We start from the raw sequence: 21,959 nt of genomic DNA, 5'->3' as shown, positions 1-21,959 counted from the left end.
CGCCCACCCATAACAACCTGGCTAGAGCAAAGCGAGGGCGAACGTTATCTCAACGTTCGCCCCCGCTTATATGTCGACCGTTTTTCTAGCGCGTCCTCCGTCACGACAGGTAAGAGCGAAGGATGGTGAGCCAGCGTGGGGATTCGAGGTGGATGATGTCGTCGGGGACTCCGGCAGGAGCATGGCCGCCAAAGAGCAGGCCGGCATCTGCCGGATTGATGAGGCGCACGATCCATACGGCGACGACCAGCACGCACAACACGGTGACCGCAATGTCGATACCACGCTTTAGCTTGCTCGATGCCACCTCCTCGCGCACGAACGCGAGCACAAACGCAATCGGCACCACCCAAAACAGCGGATGGTAGGCAAAGGCCGCCGCAAAATCGAGGCGCAGCGCCGCCAGCCACGCCCTCGTCATGCCGCATCCCGGACAAGGAATGCCCGTCATCAATCGAAAAATGCAGCCAATGTCGAGCAGATAGAGCGCGAGCCAGGCGACAAAGAGCGCCCCGATGCAAGAAAGGGCGCGGCGAAGGAGCTCCGCCGCGCCCTTATGTCCCTGAGTGTTACTCACGATGCCTTAATCGTTAGGCACGCGCGCCAAGACGGGTGTTGTACACCGTTGCCAGAGCGTTGGTGTTCTTGATGATGATGTTCATGGCAAAGATGAGGCCAAGACCGCACAGCAGCACGCCGATAATCTGCCACATAAGAACGGTGGTACCGTTCTCCTGGAACATCAGGCCGTAGCGAGGAGCATTGGCCTGTAGGCGGTTGCCAATCTTGTAATACCAGTAGTACGCATAGAAACCGCAGGTCACGAACGACAGCAGGATGAATGCTGCCAGACCCGGTGTGAAATCGCCGTCATCCTGGCACATGACATTGATGTCGCGGGCGAGGCAATAGAGGAAGTAATACGAATAGATGCCGCAGGTCACGATGGAAAGCAGGAGCCAACCGATCAGGCTACGATCGTTCTTAACAGGTCCATAGCCCATCGGGGCGGCAGCAGGCTGCTGGGCGTACTGACCGGCGTACTGCTGCTGGCCGGCGTACTGCTGCTGCCCGGTGTACTGCTGCTGAGGCTGGGGCGCAGGCTGAATAGCCTGGGCCGGAGCGGGCTGGGGTTGAGGCGCGGGCTGCGGAGCAGGCTGGGGCTGAGGTGCAGGCTGCGGCGCGGGCTGCGGAGCAGGAGCAGCGGAAGCGGCACCGACGGCAGAACCGCAGACGGGGCAGAATTTGGCATCATCCGAAATGGGAGAACCACAAGTGGGACAGAACACAAGCTTCTCCTTTTCCTAAGGCGTTGCACGCCTTCAAACCTTACATGACTATGTTCTCAACAATAGCCGCGACGTTGTTGCGCAACATTGACCAATTTCCGAGAAATTTTGCTGCAATCGTTTTCCCGGGCATTTTCTTGCTTTCGCAGTAGAAAAAGGCACCCCGGGCTCAGTTGCCCAGGGCGCCTCGACCGACTATTCGGTTTGATTGTTTTCGGCAGCAGGATTATCGCCCGGCTCATCCGCCGGCGTGGCAACGGCATTCCAATCGGGTTCCGCAGGCGTCGCCTCGGGCGCCGGTACGGGTTCAGGGGCAGGTGCCGGAGCAGGTGCAGGCGCGGGTGCCGGGGCAGGGGCAGGCGCAGGTGCCGGGGCAGGCGCAGGTGCCGGGGCAGGCGCAGGGGCAGCACCAGTGGCGGCCGTGGGATTGAACCCCGCAGGAGCAGGCTTCTTCTCACCCGGGAGCACAAACGTCAGGACATCGTCGGCATCCTCATCGGCCCACTCGCTGGCATGACGTGCCGCCCAATAGCCAACGGCGCGATACTTGAGCATCTTGCCAAACACAGTCAGGAACACCGTGACAAAGGCAATGATCATCAAGAACAGAATGAGCGTGATGCCGCCGCCCTCGATGATTGCCTCAAGACCCGTGGGGCGATAGTAATAGCTATACATACCAAACGTAGCAATGGCGCCGAAGATGGCGGTGAAGATCCACGTGATGATGTGCGACACGATGCCCGTCAAAAACTCGGGGAGAATCGATGCGCAGAACAACTTGCCCAGGTTGGCCTTATAGGACTTCCAAACCTTCTCAAGCGAGAACGCGCTCTCCACGCGCCCGACGACGGCAAAGTGCATCACGGCAGCATCACCAAACATCTTAAAGAAGATGCCCAGTACCACCGACACGATCATGGCAAAGACGAGCAGGCCCATCGAGCCGAAGAGTGCGGCCTCGAGACCGCTCGAACCGGAGTAATAGTACGAGCCGACGGCACCGATCACGACGCTCTCGATAGCCGAGAACACCACGCCAATCACCGGAATAATGGCCACGAACTCGAGCACACCGGTAATGACAGACGAGAAAATGCCCAATCCAAACGAGGTCGAGCGCAGCAGCGGACGCTCCATGCCGTTATCATCCTTGAGCGACAGGTCACGACCCCACTCGATGGCAAAGCCCGCGCCGCACACGCTTGCCACGTACGCGAGCAAAAAGCCAATGGCCGCTGCGATACCGCCGATAACGGGGATAAACAGCACCAGCACCGAGACAACACAGATCAGCGCCGGCAAAAAGGCGATTTGGCATACGCGAACCAAGGCGCCGGGAACCTTAAGCATGTCGTTGAAGGCCTGAGCCATACAACCCTTGGGCGCGTTCATAGCCGGCTGGGGCGCAACGAACGGCTGCGGCTGCGGCTGGGCAAACGGCTGACCCTGCGGCTGAGGTTGAGCTTGCGGAGCGGGACCGGCGGCCTTAACCTCGGTATTAGGGGCACCGCACACGCCGCAGAACTTGTCGTTATCGCCCATGGGGGCGCCACACTGCGAACAGAACATCGAAATCATCCCTTCGTATCTAGAGCGAATCACCTGGATCGCAAACGATGTCTTTGGCATCATTATCGCCCAATGTGGGGACAAATACCGCAAGATGACCGATTTGCAACGTAGCCGGTTTATTCAATGATTCGAAGGGTACGACCGGGCTAGTTCGTGCCGCGGAAGCCCTTGCCGACGATTTCGGAGCTATCGACGATGGTGATGAAGGCGCCAGGGTCAATCTCGCGGGCATAGCGGCGCAGTTGCACTGCCTCGCGACGGCTCAGCACGCTCATGATCACCGTGACGCACTTGCCCGAGAAAGCGCCGTAGCCACGGCTGATCGTTGCCGTGCGGTTGAGATGCTTGACGATAAACTCCTCGACTTTAAGGGGCTCGGAGCAAATGATCGTGCAGACCTTACGAAGGTGAATGCTCTCGATAGCCTTGTCGACCACAAGCGTCTTGGCAAACAGACCGAGCACGCAGTACAGACCGACGCGCGGGCCATACAGGAAAGCCGCGATGGTCACGATGCCGATATCGACCAGCAACAGGGCACGGCCGATCTCAAGCGTCGTGCGGCGTTTGAGAATCATGGCAAGGATGTCGGTGCCGCCCGTCGAGGCGCCAATGTCAAAGACAATGGCACTGCCCAGCGCCGGCAAGATGACGGCAAAACACAGGTCGAGCCACATATCGCCCGTCATCGAAACATCCGTCGGAATGAAGAGCTCAAACAGCGAGACGTAGGCCGAAAGCGCAAACGAGGCAAAGACACTCCAAAGGATTGCCTTGCGCTCCAAAAAGATAAAACCCAGGATGACCAGGACCGCGTTGATAATCCACATAAAGACGCCGACGGGCAGAGTCGGGAACAGCGTGGAAAGAATGACCGACACGCCCGAGGTGCCGCCGAAGGCAAAGTGATTGGGGGTTTTAAAGGCCACGATGGCAAAGGCCGTGAGGACCAGGCCCAGATTGAGCTCGGCAAAAAAGCGCGGAAAGCCTGGTTCCTGGCTGCGCTTGCGGCCGGCGCGCTCGCCACGTTCGATATCCTCGCGACCGACAACGCGCTCCATCGGCACCACCGGAGGACGATGCATCTCCTCGGCGGCACGCGACGCCGCCTCTGCCGCAGCGGCTTCAATCGCCCATGCCTTGCTTTCGGTCTCGTGTTCGTCGGCCATTACGGCAACCCCTCGTTAACAATTTGGAAACAATGCGCCCATTAGGGTAACGCGGAACGCGAAGATTGCAACCCTTAGTTAGACGAGCGGTATGCCTGCATCGGGGGCATATAGAAAACGGTCGACCGCACTTTTGCTTGCGCGGTCGACCGTTTAGCGTTTTCGCAGGTAAAACCTGCCAAAATAAACATCCCTTTTTGGTAGGTTACTCGTGCTGGCTGGTGCGGTGCTCGTACTCCTCGGGGGTGATGACATCCTCGATGCGCAGGTTGACGCCTGCCACCTCAAGGCCGGTCATCGCGGCCAGACGCTCGGTGACGCGCGCCTTAACGTCGTCAAAGATCGCAGGCGCATAGGCGCCGTACTCGATGATGACCGAGATGTTGACGACCACGCGGTTGTCATCGGTGACCTCAACCGTCACGCCCTTGGTCAGGTTCTCGGCACCAAACTGCTCCTGCACAAAGTGCATGAGGTTACCCTTCATGCCCAGGACGTGCGGAACCTCGCGGGTGGCCATGGCAACGATCTTCTCGATCACGCCGTTGGAATAGGTCAGCGAGTCCTCGGACTCGTCCGTTTCCTCGTCGTCCATCTCCTCGTTGTCCTCGTCCGCATCGGACTCGGCCTCGACGAGCGCCTCGTCCTCGAGCGTCACGTCCCCGGCATCGGCGACGGCCTCATTCGCCTCGAGCTCGGTATCGGCCACATCGACCTTCGTGTTAAAAGCCATGGTTCCTCCTTATGCCTGCCGCGGATGCGACAGTCGAATACGTATTAGCGGCCGCTAAACAGGCGGCCGAAGAAGTTGACGATACCGTTCTCCCCGTCGCGAATCTGGCCGATCACGGCGCCGATCAGCACAAAGAATGCGATGACGAGCGTGTCCCACAGGCCCAACGTAAGTACCAGCACAGCGAGGATAAAGCCTGCCACGGCGCCGAGCGTAGTGTTGGGATGGCGCACGGCATAGCTCCAGATAGCAGCGCCCGTACCTTTGATGAGACCCATGGCCTCGTCGAAGTCGTTGGCGGCGCTGTCGTGCTGCTCGCCGGCCTCGGGCTTGGCGTCGGCGGACTCGCCTGCCGGCGTAGCGTTCTGGTCGATCGTCAGGCGCGGCGTGCGGGCGGTCTTGTCTTGGTTGGTATCACTCACCGGAAACCTCCACGGTCTGGACGGTAGTCTTGGACGGCAAAAAACGGACGCGCGCGGTCGTGCCCGGCGTGCCGAGCATGGTGTCGCAGGCCTTCTCGATGCGCTGCTGCATCGCGGCTGCAAGGGAGGCCACGTCCCGGTCGTCGAGCGCGATGGCTTCGACCTTAAAACGAACGCGCGACTCGTCGGAGCCTTGAACGCGCGCCTCGATATGCTCAACCATCACGCGATCATCGCACTCTGCCGCGGCACGGGCGCACGAGGAAAGCGCTGCGAGCGTGACCTCGATATTGCGCTCCCCCGCCGGATGCACGCAGGACGGCTCGCGACGCGCGAACATCAGGCGGAAAAAACCGATGAGCACGCCAAGCGCCACGATAGCGGCGCACACCGTAACGACGACGCGAGGCATGGTGTCACGCAACAGCAGCATAAAGCGATACGTATACGGTCCCCAGAACTGGCAGACAAGCGTACCCAGCGCCACGATGGAGGCGGCAAGATACACGATCGCTAGGGCTCGTTTGAGTACGCGCACGCGCGCTCCCTTCAGGTTTCGGTCCACAGAATGCAAAACGATTCGCATCATTATAAAAGAGCCGGGTCCGGTGCCATACGCACGCGGATCCGGCTCATCTATTCCACGAGGCTTGCATGCTCGCTTCATTATGCCCAGATATGCACGGCTTAACCCGTGCAGGCGCTACTCCTCCTCGAGGGCAGCGATGACCTCGTCGGTCATGTCCATGGTGCTGTAGACGTCCTGGACGTCGTCGAGCTCCTCGAGACGGTCGATAAGGCGCTGGACCTTCTTGGCGTCGGCGCCGGAGACCTCGGTCGGGGTAGTCGGGACCATGGTGGTCTCGGAACCCTTGACCTGGACGCCCTGCTCCTCGAGCGCCTTGGAGACAGCCATGACCTCGTTGGCAGTAGTCCAGACGATCCACTCCTCGCCGGCGTCCTCGTAGTCCTCGCCACCGGCCTCGGCGATGGCCATCATGAACTCATCCTCGTCACCGGCAGGACCGTTGGCGATCATGGTCTCCTTCTTGGCGTTCTCGTCCAGGATCTCCTTGGCGACGACGATCTGGCCCTTGCGCTCAAACTGGAAGGCGACGGAGCCCGAGGTGCCCAGGTTACCACCAGCGTGGGAGAAGGCGGAACGGACATCAGCGGCGGTACGGTTGCGGTTGTCGGTCAGGCAGTCAACGTACACGGCGACACCGGCGGGACCGTAGCCCTCGTACACGATGTTCTCGTAGACAGCGGCGTCGGCACCCGAACCGAAGGCCTTGTCGATAGCGGACTTGATCTTGTCCTTGGGCATGGACTGAGCCTTGGCCTTGGCAACAGCAGCAGCGAGGCTGGCGTTGTTCTCAGGCAGCGGGTCGCCGCCGAGACGGGCAGCAACGGTGATGTTGCGGCTCAGCTTGGAGAAGAGGGCGGAACGCTTGGCGTCCTGCGCGCCCTTACGATGCTTGGTTGTGGCCCACTTAGAGTGTCCGGACATACGTGTCTCCTATCGGTTTCGACCTAAAGCCCAGCGCAGATGCTCGGGCAATATAAACAAACGTCGTTATGATATACCTACTGGCCTGCGAGATAAACCCCAAAATGAAGGCGTCGTGATGATGCCACCCTTTGGTGCAAAGCAACCTGACCCCAATGCACCAAATTAGGACCAGAGGAGGTCGCTGCGGGTGATGGTGGCGCCGATGGCAAAGGGCATGCAGGCGATGACCGGATACAGGTAGCGCATGTAGGTCGAGCCGTTGCAGGGACCGATCAGGCACACGGCGAGCACGCCCAGCAGCGGCACCCAAATGGCCAGCCCGCGCCACGAATGACGACGTAGCAGATAGACCACCACGGCGATCATGATCCACACATAGGTGGCCGAGCTCATGGTGAGCGAGATAAACGGGATGCGTTGTACTGCCACGCGATACAGGTTGATCAGGTGGTCGCACCAGCGCACGACCTTGCTATCGACCGGATGGAAGTCAAAGTACTTGAGGTTATCGGGCTTCGCCATAATCTCGGCACTGCGCGCCGTGCTGTAGACCCACGCATCGCGGGCGCTCGGATAAAAGTAGCCGTAGTAGTTATTGATGAGCGCCGAGATATAGCACTCGGGATCCTTTTTGAACATCTGGGCCCACACCTCAAAATAAGCCTTGATGTCCTCCTGCGAGGCGTACTCGTTAAAGCAATTTTTGACGGCGTCCGACTTATCCGGGTTGTAACGGCGCCCCAGATTCTCGTACTTGAGCACACGGTCGATCACGGCACGCTCTTCGTCGGTCACCAAGCCGTCGCAAGGAGCCTCCACGATGGTGCCGTCCTCCTTAACCGTGGGGTTGACGCCCGAGTTGAGGCCGTCGTGCTTTTGGACAAAACGAGCCGTCTGCTGGAACGGAATCGAGAGGATTTCGCGCTTGGAACCAGGCGTGATGTCGTGTGCCGGCATAAAGACCTTGGTGAAGTACATATTAGAGGCAAGGCAGAGCGCAAGCACCGCAAGAACTCCCACCCAGCGGAAACGCGGGGTGGCGCCCGAAGGCGCAGCACCAGCCTGCTTGGCTGCACGACGAGCCACATGCACGTCCCATGCGCAAAGCGCCGCCGCGATTACGCATGCCGCCAGGGGAAACACCAGGCCGCCGTTACGCAGAAACGTGGAGCCCATGGCGCCCAGAGCAAGCAGCAGCCAGTCGTGGCGCGCAAAGAGCACGGGGGCTTTCTCGCCCGTTCGCTCGACATTGGCATCACGACGGGGCAAGCCACATGCCACGAGCTTGACGGTCTGTACCAGCAGCACCAAGAACGCGTCGGCAAAGAGCACGTCTTTGGTGAGCAACGCCGCGTAGTTAGAGAACATCGGCATAAACACAAAGAACAGCAAGATCACGCCGCGGACCGGCAGGCTCACGCCCAGCTTGCGCAGCGACGAGATGGAATAGGCCATGCAGGCGGCCGTAATGACGAACTGAGCGCAGGTGTAGATGGCAAGACCTGCGTTGGCGCTGTTGAACAGTGAAAGCCCCAGCTGGACGCACGAACCGATGATAGCCGTGTGCACCACGGGATGATGTCCGTTGAGCAACACATTGGGATTGAGCAGACGCAGGTAGTCACTCGTGCCGTTGGGGTAGTTGAACCACTGGCGAATCTGCGCACCCGTATCTCCCATAAAAAGGCCGGGCAGCGAAGCGATGAGCGTGGGCGCCCAGGCGACCATAAGCACCAGGAAGGGCCCGGCAAAGGGATGGACCGAGAGCACGGCGTGAGCCACACGCCATACGCGGCCAAAGTGCGCTTCGGAAAACGGAATGCGCCGAGAGCTCAACCAATCTAGACACTCAAAAGCCAGGTAGAAAGCAACGACCGCCAAGAGCATCCAGCCCGCACCGCCTATCCAGGCACAGATAATGCGGGCCTTGTCGCCGAGCACGATCTCGGCCGAATCGGTGAGGTCGTAGCTGCGGCCAAACACCATGCAGACGGCAAAGAACAGCGACGGAAGGATCACCGAGGGACGCCAAGCGTCGCCGCGGCCAAAGAATACGTAGCGAAACGGCAGCGTGAGCAGGCAGGCAAGCGCAAGCAGCATGACCGCGTCGGTATGGCCGGCAAACGAGAGGAGCACCTCGTAGCACACGTACAGCATGCCCGAGGCTTTGGGGTCAATCGCCAAGACCGCGTTGCTCGACACCGGGGCGGGATCGATGGAAAACGCCGTGGTCGCCAACAGCGCGAGCAAAAATGCGATGAGGGTCTGCTTGGCGGGATAGCGCTTAAACCAGACGATGCGGGCAGCGTCGCGCGCAGCCGTTGTGGAGAGGTCGGAATCCTTCACAGTCCGAAAGCCTTTCTAGAAACCTATCAAACTCGGCAAGACCACCACAAAGGTGCCTGTCCCCTTTGTGGTGGCCTTGGTTAGGCGTCGAGGTAGATGCGCTGGGGGCGATTGCGGTGTCGGGCGAAGATGATGAGCGCCAGACCGGCGATCACGAGCGGCAAACTCAGCAGCTGGCCCATGGTGATGACGCCGCCCAACAGATAACCCAGCTGGGCATCGGGCACGCGCACGAACTCAACGAGAAAGCGGACGATGCCGTACCCCATCACGAACACGCCCATAAACGTACCCTGGGGCAGTAGCGGCTTTTTGCGGCTGAGCACCTGCAAAATACAGAAGAGTACAACGCCCTCAAGAAACGCCTCGTAGAGCTGGGAGGGATGGCGCGGCATATCGCCCGCAGTGCCGCCAAAGACCACGCCCCAGGGCAGATCGGTCGGCTTACCCCACAGCTCGCCGTTGACGAAATTGGCGCAACGTCCCAGGCACAGCGCCAGCGGAGCACCGATCACAGCAAGGTCGGCGATGGTCCAGGCGTCGAGCTTATACATGCGGCACACGATGATGCCGCCCAAGATGCCGCCCACCAGGCCACCGTGGAAGCTCATGCCTCCCTCGTTGGTGGCAAAGATCTCGAGCGGGTGGGCCAAATAGTAGCCATCACCGTAAAAGACGACGTAAAACAGGCGTGCGCCGATAATAAGGCCAAAGACCGCGCCGACCACGACGCTCGTCAGGTCATCAATCGTAATGTCGAAGCCCCAACGACGTTGCGTGCGGTACATAACGACCGCCGTGAGCAGAGCGCCGACCACGTAGGCCAGACCGTACCAGTAGATGGTGATGGGGCCCGCCGAGATCGCGACGGGATCAAGCATATGGTAGAGGTCGTTGAGCATATCGATCCCCTGCTCCCTACATACAAATGCGGCCGCGGGCCTTGCGCTCGCAGCCGCATATTTGGACGTAACGTCTATGCGGAGCGTACCGTCCGCAGCTTTCGCATCTTAGAACGGCGCGTACTCGTCGTACAGGTCCTCGGCCTCGCCGGAAGCATTGACCTGCTCGACGCGGGTAACGCCGGGCACGTGCTCCTTCAGGATGCGCTCGATACCCATGGAAAGGGTCAGCGAGCTCATGGGACAGCCGGCGCAAGCGCCCTGCAGTTCCAGCTTAACGACGCCCTCGTCGTCGACGCCCACATACTCCATATCGCCGCCGTCGGCCTGCAGGTTGGGGCGAATCTCTTCAAGAACCTTCTTAAGCAGCTCTTCGTTAACAGCCACAGGGGCTCCTTTCTCACAATAACGCGGGCACGCCCGCGGACAGAAGCTATGTTACTACAGCCATGTACCCGCTCACGAGCCGTCCATGCGCGCAGACGCGACTTTCACGAGTAGTCAATTTGGGACGGGGCTCTTTGAGCTGCGTTCGTCGCCAGATAGCGACAACGCATATTACTGCTGAGCTTGTCCCCCGGTACCAATCTGGACATCGACGATGACCTGGCGGTAGCTGATGCCGCAGGAGTCGAGAATGCGGCGGCTGATACGGCCGTCATCGGTGTCGGCATACTTATTGTCCAGGTAGACGACCTCGCCCACACCCACCTGTGCCAGGATCTTGGCGCAGTCGTGGCACGGGAACAGCGTGACGTAGACCGTGGAACCCTCAAGGTCTTTGAGCGAGCCGCGATAGTTGAGCACGGCGTTGGCCTCGGCATGGACTACGTAGTTATGCTTGTCCTGCAGCGGGTCATCGCTCGTGCCCCACGGGAAAAAGTCGTCGTTGAGCGCCGAGGGCGTACCGTTGTAGCCCACCGAAAGGATGCGGTGGTTGGTGCTGGCGATGCACGCGCCCACCTGCGTGTTGGGGTCCTTACTGCGGCGCTGCGCGGCGATGGCCACGCTCATAAAGAACTCATCCCAGCTAATAACGTCGCGGCGCTTGCCCGACGCGGTTTGATGAAGATCGTCCGACATGGCAGACACCTCCGAAATCGCAATAGTTTGACCCATTGTAGCAGGTGGAAGGTGGAGACGTTTTTGTCCCATTGCCCCCATCGCTACGCGCGGCGGGGCTTTTGGTTGATGTGGTAGAGCTCGGCGAGGCCCCGCAGCGTCAGCGCATCGTCGACCGTCAGGCTATGGCCGACCAGCGCCGCAAGCGCCTCGGCATCGTCGCCGGTAATGACGATGGGCACATCGCCCTCCCCCGCGGCCTTGGTCGCACGCATCTCGGCGAGCACCATGTCGAGCATGCCGTCGATGCGTGCCACCTCGCCCAGAACCACGCCCGAGCGCATGGCCTCACGCGTGTTACGGCCGATGACGTGTGTCGGCGCCGAGGGCTCAACTTGAGGCAGGCGCGCCGCAGCGGCCGAGAGCGAACGGGCGCCGAGCGCCAGCCCCGGCGCGATAACGCCGCCGACAAAGGTGCCGTGTGCGTCGATGACCTCGATATTGGTCGTCGTGCCCAGGTCGATCACAATGCACGGCGAGCCGTAGACGGCGCGGGCAGCCACGGCGTCGGCGATGCGGTCGGGACCGATCTCGGCCGGGTCATCGTAGTGCACGGGCATGCCGGTCTTAAGTCCCGGCCCCACCGTGAGCACGCGCCCCGTGCAGGTACGGGAAAGTGCCGCCTTCCACGGGCGCTCGAGCGCCGGGACCACGCAGCTCAGCACAGCAGCCGTGGACACAAGCGCGCCCGGCATGCCTGCATCGGCTGCCAGTGCGCCCATAACCTGCACAAGTCGCATGCGCGCTTCGTCGGCCGTGATGCTCGACGGCGTCGTGATCTCGCACGTCGCAAGCGGGCATTCCTGTGCCGCGGCCGAATCCTCGGCAAACAGGCCAAAGCGAATGAACGTGTTGCCCACGTCGACCGTCAATATGTATGCGCACCCATTAAGCATCGTCGGCGCTCCTTTCGTCTGCCCAGCAGTATATCGCCTACCTAAACCAGTCATCCCAAAATGACTAGCTTGCGGCTATACTGGTGCGCGGTCGTTTGCGAGCTCACGCGGCGGCCCTTGGTAACCCGACTTCCCGCGCCGTATCCGTAACGGCGCTCCCGGGGGAAGCGGATATACGCAAAGGAGTTTTATATGAGCAATCCCTCGAACCGCGCTTCGATGCGCGGGCAACTCACGCTGCGCGGCGTCGTCATCGGCGTCCTTGGCTGCGTGATCATCACGGCAAGCTCGGCCTACACCGCCCTCAAGATGGGCGCCCTCCCCTGGCCGATCATTTTCGCTGCCGTCATTTCGCTGTTCTTCCTGAAGCTCATGGGCAACGCCAGCCTCAACGAGGCCAACGTCACCCACACCATCATGTCCGCAGGCGCCATGGTCGCTGGCGGTCTGGCGTTTACCATCCCGGGCGCCTGGATGCTGGGCTATGCCGACCAGATCAGTTGGCTCGACATGTTTATCGTGGCACTCGCCGGCACTATCCTAGGCCTGCTGGCCACGGCACTCATCCACCGTCACTTTATCGTGGACGCCGCGCTTGAGTTCCCCACCGGCAACGCCGCAGCTCAGACCCTGCGCGCGACCGAGGCCGGCGGCAAGACCGGCAAGCAGCTCTTTGGCTCCATGGCCATCGCCGGCATCTACAGCGTGCTGCGCGACGCTCTGGGCATTGTGCCCAGCATGCTGTGCACGCTCAATATCCCCGGCGTGACCTTTGCCATCTACAACTCGCCCATGTTGCTGTCCATCGGCTTTTTGGTGGGCTTCGCCCCCGTCGCGTTCTGGTTTGCCGGCGCGCTGCTGGGCAATTTTGGCATCATCGTCGGCGGCACCGCTGCCGGTCTGTTTGACGTTATGACCGCACAGGGCATCGTCAAGTCCCTGGGTATGGGCCTCATGATGGGCTTTGGCGTCGCCGTCGTCCTCAAGGACATCCTTCCGCAGGTCGCCGGTATCGTCCGCGGCCTCGCCGCCGACAGCTCCACCGACACCGACGAGCAGTCGCTCATCTCGGGCTCCCTTAAACTCGACGCCGGTATCATCGGCCTGGGCGCTGCCGCCATCGCCGTGATCATCGCCATCGTGCTCGACCTTGGCCCCGTTCCGGCCGTCATCGTCACGCTGTTCACCTTTGTCACCACCATCATGAGCGCGCAGAGCTGCGGCCAGACGGGCATCGACCCCATGGAGATCTTCGGCCTCATCGTCATGCTCATCGTTGCCGCCTTCGCGCAGCTCGCTCAGGTCAAGCTGTTCTTTATCGCCGGCATCGTGGCCGTGGCGTGCGGCCTTGCGGGCGACGTCATGAACGACTTTAAGGCCGGCGCCGTGCTGGGCACCAACCCGCGCGCGCAGTGGGTCGGCCAGGCCATTGGCGGCATCGTGGGCGCCCTGGTCGCCGCCGCCGTCATGGTCGCGCTCGTCACCGCCTATGGTCCGGACGCCTTTGGCCCCGACAAGAGTTTTGTGGCCGCACAGGCAAGCGTGGTCGCCACCATGGTCTCGGGCATCCCGAGCGTGCCGTGGTTTGCGGGCGGCTTTATCGCCGGCATCGTCATGTACTGGCTCGGCATTCCGGCCATGATGATCGGCCTGGGCGTGTACCTGCCGTTCTACATGTCGCTCACGGCCTTCCTGGGCTCCTGCGTCAAGCTCGCCTACGACAAGTGGGCAGCCCACCGCGATGCCAACGCCGGTCTTTCGGACGAGGAGAAGACCGCCAAGGATGCCGCCTTCCAGGAGCAGGGCCTGGTTGTCGCCAGCGGCCTGCTCGGTGGCGAGTCCATCGTCGGCGTTATCCTGGCGTTTGTCTCTGTTGGCCTGAGCCTGCTGGGCTAAACCAAACAACAACGCACCCGTGCAGAGCGCGGGGTCGGAGACCATCCGGCCCCGCGCTTTTTGTATCTGCCGAAACCCTCGGCAGTACTTGTATGTGGCGTGTCTTCCTTTGCCTGCTCGCCTAAGTTCCATGTCAAGATGACCGCCCCGCCCGTCACGGTGTAGAGTACATGCTGCGAACGCACCCGCGTTCCTACGGCAATACGAGGTGGACATGGAACTCGATAAACAACAGCTCAAGCGACTGCGCGAGCGCCATCATCGGCGCCATGGCATCCGCCCCGCCCACAGCGAGGCCATGGAGAACGCAAGCCGCTTTCTAAAGCGGGCATTCAACATTCGCGAGGGACGCGCGCCCTATCACGTGATTCGCAAGCGCTTTGTAAACGGGGCGCGCCTGACTGGCTCACACTTATGCATCTTGATCATTGCCATGTTGATCGCGAGCATCGGCCTCGATATCGACTCGGATATCGCCATTGTAGGCGCCATGCTCATCTGCCCGCTCATGGGCTCGGTCCTTGCCATGGCATACGGCATCGCCACGCTCGACCGCGAGATCACCCTTGAGGCCGTCGCCGGCCTCGCGCTGCAGATGGTCTTTTGCCTGGTCACGTCCACGTTGTACTTTAAGCTCTCGCCCCTTGGCACCACCACGGCCGCCATCATCGACAATTCGACACCGACTGTGTGGGACCTTGCCGTCGCGCTCGCGGGCGGCTTTGCGGGTGGCCTGGGCAACTCGCGCGACCAGGAACCCGCCACGCTCATCGCCGGGGTGGCTGTGGCGACCGCGCTCATGCCGCCCCTGTGCGCGGCGGGCTATGGCATCGCCATCGCAAGCGGGTCACTGTTTCTCTCGGCGCTTTACGAGTTTGGCATCAACGTGGTCTTTATCGCACTCGCGGCCGAAGCCGTTCTGCTTCTTTTGCGCGTGCCGCTCAAGCGCGACCTCAACGGCGACGGTATTGTGACTGCCGAGGAAAATGCCGAGGTCGACGAGCTATCGCGCAAGGTGCGCCGCCGCATCATCGTGGGCACGGTAATCTTTGCCATCCCCTGCATCGTTATGACGGCGGGTTCCATTGGCTCGGCGCAGGCCGGCGTGCAGGACGGCTACGGCGTCACCGAAACCACGCGCGAGCTTGCGGCGGTGCTGCCAGGCTTTAAGGACTACACCGTCGCCGTCGAGACCTCGGCCACCGAAGGCGACGAGGAGGGCATCGTCGAGCGCGAGGTTGTCGCCCATGTGACGACAAGCGAGGCGCTCGGGGCACGCGACCGCCACGTCGCCCGCAAGCTCATCGACCTCAATGTGCCCGAGCTCGATCGCGTGGAATTTGACGTGAAGTGATGCAGAGCGCGGCCCTACAGGTCGTACTTGTACACGCGATAGATGTACTTCTCGGCTTCCATCTCGTAGGTGGCGATGGGTAGACCGTAGCGGTCGTACTCGGTAAAGGTCTTGGCCTGGCCCGATGCCACGAGCATGCTATTTGAATCGCCAACGTGCTGCGCACTGCTCACATAGCCCGAAAACGGCACGGCGATCTGGTCTTCGAGCTCGTAGGTGCGCGCCGTCTCGTCCACCGTAAAGATGCGCCCAAACGAATGCGTGCCCTTGTTGTAGTCGGTCACCACCGCGGCGCCCAGCTGGCCCCAGTCGAACTTGGGATAGCTTTCGGCCGCACCAAAGTTGTTGTCGTACAGCAGCACCTGGTAGCGACTGGTCGTTGCCGTATCGGAACTCGGCAGATACGTCACGCTGTGCTGGCCCGCGTTGAGCGAAAAATCGCCCTGGGCCTGCAGTAACTTGTCCTCAAAGCCCGAGCCGGCCCATTGCCACTCCTTTCTATTTCTGGATCCATCTTCTCACTGCTGGCGACCAAAAATGATCCGTTTTCCTCCGTCCCCGAGGAATCATTGTTAGTACTTGAAGAAGCCCTCGCCCGAACTTTCGCCCAGCTTACCTTCGTCGAGCATCTGCTTGAGGACGGATGCCATGGCCTTAAAGTTGTAGGGCATCATCATCTTTTTGAGCAACGGGCTCACCAGGCCCGGCACCTTCTGGTACTGCATAACGATGTTGTAAGCCGTCTGGATACCAACCGTATCGAATACGCGGAACGGACCTTTGGGTGCGCCGGTGCCACGCGTCCATGCGAGGTCGATGCTCTTGGGATCGCTCACGCCCGAGACATACAGGTCGAGGCCCGAAAGCAGCCATGGCACCAGCATGGAATTGAGCAGGTAGCCGTTCTTTTCCTTGTTGACGGGCAGGGCAAGCATGCGAATGTCGTTAGCGAAGTCGACGAGCTCGTCGAAGTAGCGCTTGTCGGTTTGGTCCTGCGCCATGACCTCGGTCATGTTGTTCTTCCAGATGGAGTTGGCAAAGTGCAGCGACAGGTACTTCTCGGGGCGGCCGGTGTACTTGGCAAAGGTGCTCGGCAGCAGCGTAGAGGAGTTCGTTACGACGACGGTCTTTTGCGGGAGAACCGGGGCAAGCTTCTTGTAGAAGTCGATCTTTGCCTGGGTGTCCTCGGCCATGGACTCGATGACCAGGTCGGCGTCGGCCACTGCCTTGGCAAGATCGAGCTCCAGCTTGAGCGTGGAGTAGGCACGCTCGACGGCGGCGAGTGCCGCCTCCTTGTCGAAGGGCTTGCCGCTATCGGCGATACCGGCGCACCACTCGCCCGTGCCGTCCGCCATGCCCTCGATAGCAGCGATGTACTCCTCGCGCACATGATCGATCTTGGGCTGGGTACGGCCGATGCTGCCCTCGCTGCGCAGCCAAATCGTTACATCAAAGCCGCAGTAGGCTGCCTGAAAGGCAATCTGGCTTCCCAGCACGCCGCCGCCGGCAACGCAAACGGTCTTGTAGCTCATAAGAACAGTCCTCTCTTACGTAATTCCATAGATGTGTATTTATTCAACCGTAAGGAGGACGCGCGCTGGGGGTGGGTTCTATAAACGGACGGTAATTTGCGGCGAACGGCTACACCTGTTCATTAACTCTCGATTTTGAGGGCATTTTTTGGCGCTGCTGAACCGCTGTTTTCGGAAGTGCGGGGAAAAATCGGGTTTCGCCGACCAGACCGGCTTTTTTTACAACAAAACCGCAGGTCGCGAGAGTCTAAAAAGGCGGTGTGCTCAGGAGGTTCGCGTTTTTCCCCGCACTTCCGAAATTCGAGTGCACAGAAGGCTGCAACAAAACGATTTACGCAACATATGTCCAAGCAAAAACGGGTGGTAGCCGGTACGGCCACCACCCGTTTGTCTCATATCCAGCCCATAGCAGGCCAGTTACTTCTTAATGCCGCGTCCCAGGCGCTCAGCGACCGACGCCACGGCACTCTCGTCGACCGAGCCGCAGCTCACGCAGCCATCGTGGGCACGCATCTGGCCGGTGACCTCGTCCATCGCGAGCGGCGCCACCTTCTCGAGCTTAAAGCCCTTACCGGCGCGCATGTTTTCCTTGGCCACGCTGATCATGAGCTTAATGCGGTTGAGCTGGTTGACCTCGGACGCGCCGGGGTCGTAGTCCACTGCGACGATGTTGCTCTCGGGGTGCTGACGGCGCAGTTCCTTGATCACGGCCTTACCCACCACGTGGTTGGGCAGGCACGCGAAGGGCTGCGTGCAGATAATGTTGGGTGCACCATGGTCAATCAGGTCGAGCATCTCGGCCGTGAGCAGCCAGCCTTCGCCCATGTTGTTGCACACCGAGAGCACCGTGCGAGCCTTGTCCGCCATGGTGCCGATGCGCTCGGGTGCCTCAAAGCGGCGGGACTTTTCGAGCATCTCCTCCACCGGCGTACGCATCCAGTCCACCAGCTTGATGAGCGCCTGCATACCAGCGCGCGTGGTAGCAGAGCTTCCCAGCTCGTCCTTCTGTAGCTCGGCGTTGCTCATGGAGTACAGGAAGAAGTCGAGCAGACCCGGCACCACAGCCTCGCAGCCCTCGCGCTCAATGACATCGACCACGTGGTTGTTGGCCGTGGGATGGAACTTGACCAGGATCTCGCCAACCACGCCCACGCGCGGCTTGGTACCCTCGCCCACAAGCGGCATGGTGTCGAACGCGCGGATGGCCTCGCGGCACAACTTGGTGTAGTTGTGCCTGTTGAACTTAGGCGCCAGCTTGCGGGCGCGCGCCATGTACTCCTCGTAGAGTGCGTTGGCGGCACCGGGCGTGGCCTCGTACGGGCGGCAACGATAGAGCATCTGCATCATGACGTCACCAAAGAGCACTGCGTAGACTGCCTGCTTAAGCAGTGCCGGCGTAATCTTAAAGCCGGGGTTGTCCTCACCGAGCGCCACGGCCGAAAGCGAGATCACCGGGATCTCGGGGTGGCCGCTCTCGCGCAGGGCCTTGCGGATGAGTGCGATGTAGTTGGTGGCACGGCAGCCGCCGCCGGTCTGGCTGATAACCACGGCCGTCTTGGACAGGTCGTACCGACCGCTCTCGATGGCCTCCATAATCTGGCCCGTCACCAGGATCGACGGGTAGCAAATGTCGTTGTTCACGTAGCGCAGGCCGGCCTCGACGGCGTCGTGATCGGTCGAGGGCAGCAGCTCCAAGTTGTAGCCAGCACCGCGGAACACCTCTTTGACCAGGTCAAAGTGGATCGGCGCCATCTGCGGGCACAGGATGGTGTAGCCCTCCTCGCGCATCTGCTCGGTAAAGGGCACCTTGGGCCACGCGGTCGATGCGCTCTCACGCTGCGCCTCGAACGTGTACTTGCGGCTCGCGAACGCGGGGGCGTCCGTGGAGGGCGCCACCGGCGCGGCATCGCCCTGCTCGTAGGCCTCGCCCGCGGCCGTGGCCTCGGCCAAGCGCTCGGCCTCCTGGTCCTTGAGCGCTGCCATGAGCGAGCGGATGCGGATGCGCGCGGCACCCAGGTTAGACACCTCGTCGATCTTAAGCACGGTGTAGATCTTGCCGCTGGCTTCCAGAATCTCCTGCACCTGATCGGTGGTCAGAGCGTCCAGGCCGCAGCCGAAGGAATTGAGCTGGATCAGGTCCAGGTCGTTGCGCATCGTCACAAAACGGGCGACGGCGTACAGGCGGCTGTGGTACATCCACTGGTCGACGACGCGAATCGGACGCTCGGGCTTTACCAGATGCGCAAGCGAATCCTCGGTAAAGACCGCAAAGCCAAAGCTCGAGATAAGTTCGGGCAGGGCGTGGTTGATCTCGGGGTCGTTATGGTAGGGACGACCGGCGAGCACGATGCCGTGACCGCCATGGTCCTCGACCCACTTAAGAGCCTCCTCGCCCATGGTCTGGATATCCTCGTGGAAACGCGCATCGGCCTCAAAAGCAGCGTTGACGGCGGCATCGACCTCGGAGCGCGTGATCTTGGGACCGCGCACGCGACCGCGACCGGCTTGCGCATCGGCCACACGGTCGACGGCGAGCACCTGGTACAGACGGCGCTTAAGCTCGGTCTTATCGTGATACGGCACAAACGGATACAGGAACTCGATGTTCTGTTCGCGAATCTCGTCGATGTTGAGCGCCAGCGCTGTGGGGTAGCTCATGACGATGGGGCAGTTGTAACAGTTGCCAGCCGTCGGATCCTCCTTGCGCTCCCAGCGCACGCACGGCATCCAGATGAAGTCGACATCGCGGTCGATGAGGTTCATCACATGGCCGTGGCTCATCTTTGCCGGGTAGCACACGCTCTCGGACGGCATGGACTCGATGCCCGCCTGGTAGGTCTTTTTGCTCGACTGGTCGGACAGCTGCACGCTAAAGCCCAGGCGCGTAAAGAACGCGTGCCAGAAGGGGTAGTTCTCGTACATGTTGAGTGCGCGCGGGATACCCACGGTGCCGCGCGGGGCCTCGTCGGGACTCAGGATCTCGCGGTTAAAGAGCAGCTCGTTTTTCTTTTTGAAAAGGTTGGGGGCCTCAGTCTTCTGCTTTTTGTGGCCGGCGCCCTTCTCGCAGCGGTTGCCGGTAATGAAGCGCCTACCGCCGCCAAAGTCGTTGACGGTAAGCTGGCAGTTGTTGGAGCAGCGACCGCAGCGGACATGCTTTTGCGTCACGGTGAGGTGCGCGATGTCCTCGGCAGAAAGGATGGTCGAAGTGCCGTCGGCGCCGGCACGATCGCGGGCGAGCAGGGCCGCACCGTAGGCGCCCATGCAGCCGGCGATGTCGGGACGTACGGCATGAACGCCGGTGAGCTGCTCAAACGCACGCAGCGTAGCATCGGACATAAAGGTGCCGCCCTGGACGATCACCTGGCTGCCGATCTCCTTGGGGTCGCGCAGCTTAATGACCTTGAACAGGGCGTTCTTGATGACGGAATAGGACAGGCCGGCCGCGATGTCGCCCACCGTGGCGCCTTCCTTTTGCGCCTGCTTGACGCGCGAGTTCATAAAGACCGTGCAGCGGCTGCCCAGGTCGACGGGAGCCTTAGCATGGATGGCGGCATCGGCGAACGCGCGCACGTCCATGTTCATAGACACGGCGAAACTCTCGATAAAGCTGCCGCAGCCCGACGAGCAAGCCTCGTTGAGCATGATGTGCTCGATGACGCCGTCCTTGACGCGCAGACACTTCATGTCCTGGCCGCCAATGTCCAGGATAAACTCGACGCCGGGCAGGAATGCCTTGGCGCCGCGCAGGTGCGCGACGGTCTCGATCTCGCCGGAATCGGCCTTGAGGGCCTCGATGAGCAGTGCCTCGCCGTAGCCCGTGGTGGTCACGTGGCCGATGGTACAGCCCGCAGGGATGTGGTTGTAGAAATCGGCCATGATGACCTTGGCCGTGCCCAGGATGTCGCCGTTGTTGTTGCCGTACCAGGTGTGCAGCAGCTGGCCGTCCTCGCCCACGAGCGCGGCCTTCATGGTGGTGGAACCGGCGTCGATGCCGATGAACACACGGCCGGTGTAGCCGTCGAGCTTGCCCTTGGGGACGACCTCGGTGTCGTGGCGACCCTTGAACTCGGCAAAGTCCTCGTCGGTGGCAAAGAGCGGGTCCAGGCGCTCGACCTCAGCACCCTGCGTGTCGCCCAAGCTGTCGATAGCCTCGATGAGCTGCGGGAACGTGCTGAGCTTGTTGGACTCGTGCGCCATGGCGGCGCCGCTCGCCACAAACAGGTGGGCGTTTTGGGGCACAATGCGGTGCTCCTCGTCCAGGTTGAGCGTGAGATAGAAGCGGTGGCGCAGCTCGGAGAGATACTGCAGCGGGCCGCCCAGGAAGGCGACGTTGCCGCGAATGGGACGGCCGCACGCCAGACCCGAGATGGTCTGGGTCACGACGGCCTGGAAGATGGAGGCGGCCACGTCCTCGGGACGGGCGCCCTCGTTGAGCAGCGGCTGGACGTCGGTCTTGGCAAAGACGCCGCAGCGGCTGGCGATGGGATAGATGGTGGTGGCGTTGGCCGCGAGCTCGTTGAGGCCGCTCGCGTCGGTGTGCAGCAGGGTTGCCATCTGGTCGATGAACGCGCCCGTACCGCCGGCGCAGGTACCGTTCATGCGCTGCTCGATGCCGTTATCGAAGTAGATGATCTTGGCGTCCTCGCCGCCCAGCTCGATGGCGACGTCGGTGGCCGGGATGAGGGTCTCGACGGCGCGTTTGCTGGCGATGACCTCCTGGACAAACTCCAGCTCGAGCCACTGGGACAGCAGCAAACCGCCCGAGCCGGTAATGGCGCAGGTCATTTGGGCCGTCGGCAGCACGGTCGCAGCACCCTCGAACAGGTCACGGGCGCAAGCGCGGACATCGGTGTGATGGCGCTGGTACTTGGCGTACACGATCTGGTTGTCGTCGTTGAGCACGGCAAGCTTAACGGTAGTGGAGCCCACGTCGATGCCCAGGTGCAGGTTGCCGTGGGCGTTGTCGGGGTTGAAGATCGCGCCTTCGGGGGCGTGGGCGGCGGTGGCGACTGCGGGCTCGGTAGCGGCGGACGTGGCTGCGTCGGCGGCAAGCGTCTCCCCCGCCGCATTCTTGGCCTCGGCAACCGCCTCAGCAACTTTCTCGGCAGCCGCGGTCGCGGCCTTCTGCGCGGCGTCCACCACGGCGGGTGCGGCCTCGCGCGCAGCAGCGACCATGCGGTCCTTGATGCCCTCGACGAGTTTGCTCATTG

At 61.5% G+C, this 21,959-nt stretch carries 17 protein-coding genes and 1 pseudogene; 2 read left to right on the top strand and 16 right to left on the bottom strand.

Annotated elements, in window-relative coordinates:
- Window positions 1–100: 100 nt before the first annotated feature.
- The 13 genes from AB5Z20_RS01810 to AB5Z20_RS01750 all read right to left on the bottom strand — a co-directional run bounded on the left by AB5Z20_RS01810 (window position 101) and on the right by AB5Z20_RS01750 (window position 11,967).
- Window positions 101–577: a DUF2752 domain-containing protein gene (locus AB5Z20_RS01810; protein ID WP_368149284.1), complete on the bottom strand. Its 477-nt coding sequence runs from the start codon at window positions 575–577 to the stop codon at window positions 101–103.
- Window positions 578–590: 13 nt separating this feature from the next.
- A complete protein-coding gene (locus AB5Z20_RS01805; RefSeq protein ID WP_368149286.1) occupies window positions 591–1,289 on the bottom strand; it encodes a DUF4234 domain-containing protein in 699 nt (232 codons plus the stop codon).
- A 195-nt stretch (window positions 1,290–1,484) separates the two neighbouring features.
- Entirely contained in the window at window positions 1,485–2,861 is a 1,377-nt protein-coding gene (locus AB5Z20_RS01800) for a zinc-ribbon domain-containing protein (protein ID WP_368149287.1), read from the bottom strand.
- Between the two features lie 149 nt (window positions 2,862–3,010).
- Window positions 3,011–4,033: a YitT family protein gene (locus AB5Z20_RS01795; protein ID WP_368149288.1), complete on the bottom strand. Its 1,023-nt coding sequence runs from the start codon at window positions 4,031–4,033 to the stop codon at window positions 3,011–3,013.
- Between the two features lie 205 nt (window positions 4,034–4,238).
- Window positions 4,239–4,766 carry an Asp23/Gls24 family envelope stress response protein gene (locus AB5Z20_RS01790; RefSeq protein ID WP_368149289.1) on the bottom strand — a complete coding sequence of 176 codons (528 nt, stop codon included), beginning with the start codon at window positions 4,764–4,766 and terminating at the stop codon, window positions 4,239–4,241.
- 44 nt (window positions 4,767–4,810) lie between these two features.
- A complete protein-coding gene (locus AB5Z20_RS01785) occupies window positions 4,811–5,188 on the bottom strand; it encodes a DUF2273 domain-containing protein (protein WP_368149290.1) in 378 nt (125 codons plus the stop codon).
- A complete protein-coding gene (locus tag AB5Z20_RS01780) occupies window positions 5,181–5,726 on the bottom strand; it encodes a hypothetical protein (RefSeq protein WP_368149292.1) in 546 nt (181 codons plus the stop codon). Before AB5Z20_RS01780 ends, AB5Z20_RS01785 begins: the two co-directional genes overlap by 8 nt.
- Window positions 5,727–5,891: 165 nt before the next feature.
- A complete protein-coding gene (locus tag AB5Z20_RS01775) occupies window positions 5,892–6,698 on the bottom strand; it encodes a YebC/PmpR family DNA-binding transcriptional regulator (RefSeq protein WP_368149294.1) in 807 nt (268 codons plus the stop codon).
- Window positions 6,699–6,863: 165 nt separating this feature from the next.
- Window positions 6,864–9,047, bottom strand: a complete 2,184-nt coding sequence (locus AB5Z20_RS01770) for a DUF6020 family protein (protein ID WP_368149295.1) — start codon at window positions 9,045–9,047, stop codon at window positions 6,864–6,866.
- Window positions 9,048–9,127: 80 nt separating this feature from the next.
- Complete coding sequence (lgt, locus tag AB5Z20_RS01765) at window positions 9,128–9,949, bottom strand: prolipoprotein diacylglyceryl transferase (protein WP_346964179.1); 822 nt, start codon at window positions 9,947–9,949, stop codon at window positions 9,128–9,130.
- 108 nt (window positions 9,950–10,057) lie between these two features.
- Window positions 10,058–10,336, bottom strand: a complete 279-nt coding sequence (locus AB5Z20_RS01760) for a NifU family protein (RefSeq protein ID WP_035137589.1) — start codon at window positions 10,334–10,336, stop codon at window positions 10,058–10,060.
- A 171-nt stretch (window positions 10,337–10,507) separates the two neighbouring features.
- A complete protein-coding gene (locus tag AB5Z20_RS01755) occupies window positions 10,508–11,032 on the bottom strand; it encodes a deoxycytidylate deaminase (RefSeq protein WP_089572276.1) in 525 nt (174 codons plus the stop codon).
- A gap of 83 nt (window positions 11,033–11,115) precedes the next feature.
- Complete coding sequence (locus AB5Z20_RS01750; RefSeq protein WP_368149297.1) at window positions 11,116–11,967, bottom strand: type III pantothenate kinase; 852 nt, start codon at window positions 11,965–11,967, stop codon at window positions 11,116–11,118.
- A 192-nt stretch (window positions 11,968–12,159) separates the two neighbouring features.
- On the opposite strand from AB5Z20_RS01750, the gene AB5Z20_RS01745 reads away from it, so the two are divergent.
- Together AB5Z20_RS01745 and AB5Z20_RS01740 are read left to right on the top strand one after the other, a co-directional pair.
- The gene (locus tag AB5Z20_RS01745; protein ID WP_349115250.1) at window positions 12,160–13,863 is read left to right on the top strand and encodes an OPT/YSL family transporter; all 1,704 of its coding nucleotides are present in this window, start codon (window positions 12,160–12,162) and stop codon (window positions 13,861–13,863) included.
- A 214-nt stretch (window positions 13,864–14,077) separates the two neighbouring features.
- On the top strand, window positions 14,078–15,217 hold the full coding sequence (locus tag AB5Z20_RS01740) for a DUF389 domain-containing protein (RefSeq protein WP_368145096.1): 1,140 nt from the start codon (window positions 14,078–14,080) through the stop codon (window positions 15,215–15,217).
- Window positions 15,218–15,231: 14 nt separating this feature from the next.
- Here AB5Z20_RS01740 and AB5Z20_RS01735 read toward each other — a convergent pair.
- From AB5Z20_RS01735 to AB5Z20_RS01725, 3 genes and pseudogenes are all read right to left on the bottom strand, one after another.
- A pseudogene (locus AB5Z20_RS01735) lies at window positions 15,232–15,693 on the bottom strand (aryl-sulfate sulfotransferase); the annotation flags it as partial.
- Window positions 15,694–15,789: 96 nt separating this feature from the next.
- The gene (locus AB5Z20_RS01730; protein ID WP_368156075.1) at window positions 15,790–16,749 is read right to left on the bottom strand and encodes a 3-hydroxyacyl-CoA dehydrogenase; all 960 of its coding nucleotides are present in this window, start codon (window positions 16,747–16,749) and stop codon (window positions 15,790–15,792) included.
- Between the two features lie 417 nt (window positions 16,750–17,166).
- On the bottom strand, window positions 17,167–21,957 hold the full coding sequence (locus AB5Z20_RS01725; protein ID WP_368156074.1) for an acyl-CoA dehydratase activase-related protein: 4,791 nt from the start codon (window positions 21,955–21,957) through the stop codon (window positions 17,167–17,169).
- Between the last annotated feature and the right edge of the window lie 2 nt (window positions 21,958–21,959).

Source organism: Collinsella aerofaciens (assembly GCF_040910245.1).
Taxonomy (GTDB): Bacteria; Actinomycetota; Coriobacteriia; order Coriobacteriales; family Coriobacteriaceae; genus Collinsella.
Note: the sequence above shows the minus strand (reverse complement) of the source record. Positions and strands in the feature narration are given on the sequence as shown.

Coding starts and splice junctions, on each gene's coding strand:
- AB5Z20_RS01800 (WP_368149287.1), bottom strand. CDS start 2,861: ATGTTCTGTTCGCAGTGTGGCGCCCCCATGGGCGATAACGACAAGTTC.
- AB5Z20_RS01795 (WP_368149288.1), bottom strand. CDS start 4,033: ATGGCCGACGAACACGAGACCGAAAGCAAGGCATGGGCGATTGAAGCC.
- AB5Z20_RS01790 (WP_368149289.1), bottom strand. CDS start 4,766: ATGGCTTTTAACACGAAGGTCGATGTGGCCGATACCGAGCTCGAGGCG.
- AB5Z20_RS01775 (WP_368149294.1), bottom strand. CDS start 6,698: ATGTCCGGACACTCTAAGTGGGCCACAACCAAGCATCGTAAGGGCGCG.
- lgt (WP_346964179.1), bottom strand. CDS start 9,949: ATGCTCAACGACCTCTACCATATGCTTGATCCCGTCGCGATCTCGGCG.
- AB5Z20_RS01755 (WP_089572276.1), bottom strand. CDS start 11,032: ATGTCGGACGATCTTCATCAAACCGCGTCGGGCAAGCGCCGCGACGTT.
- AB5Z20_RS01750 (WP_368149297.1), bottom strand. CDS start 11,967: ATGCTTAATGGGTGCGCATACATATTGACGGTCGACGTGGGCAACACG.
- AB5Z20_RS01745 (WP_349115250.1), top strand. CDS start 12,160: ATGAGCAATCCCTCGAACCGCGCTTCGATGCGCGGGCAACTCACGCTG.
- AB5Z20_RS01740 (WP_368145096.1), top strand. CDS start 14,078: ATGGAACTCGATAAACAACAGCTCAAGCGACTGCGCGAGCGCCATCAT.
- AB5Z20_RS01730 (WP_368156075.1), bottom strand. CDS start 16,749: ATGAGCTACAAGACCGTTTGCGTTGCCGGCGGCGGCGTGCTGGGAAGC.
- AB5Z20_RS01725 (WP_368156074.1), bottom strand. CDS start 21,957: ATGAGCAAACTCGTCGAGGGCATCAAGGACCGCATGGTCGCTGCTGCG.